Source organism: Algoriphagus sp. PAP.12, assembly GCF_026652115.1.
Lineage (GTDB): Bacteria > Bacteroidota > Bacteroidia > Cytophagales > Cyclobacteriaceae > Algoriphagus.
Genome location: NZ_JAPPSQ010000088.1, coordinates 1 through 310, shown reverse-complemented (window position 1 = coordinate 310; position 310 = coordinate 1). Strand labels below are relative to the sequence as shown.

The 310-nt window shown below is 48.4% G+C and carries 1 pseudogene; it reads left to right on the top strand.

What is annotated here, in order from left to right:
* Positions 1–310 (top strand): annotated as a pseudogene (locus tag O0V13_RS21575) (IS5/IS1182 family transposase); the annotation flags it as partial.

The window sequence follows — 310 nt, the reverse complement described above, 5'->3', positions numbered from 1 at the left end:
CTATGCCGTTAGGGTAGCCTCTGCTGAGTTGGGCACAGAAGAACCCGACTTTGTGAATCCGAGTGCAGAGAAAGTCTGTCAGACCATCGAAAAGATCAATCAAGCGCTGGAAGGGAAAGCTGTTGACAAGAAGGTAAAACAGAAGTTGGCTTATGCCCAAAAGAACTGGCCTGCCAAACTGGAAGAATATGCCCAGAAAGAAGAAGTACTGGCAGGACGGAACAGTTATTCCAAAACCGATCCGGATGCCACGTTCATGCGGATGAAGGAAGACCATATGAGGAATGGCCAACTCAAACCTGCCTACAAC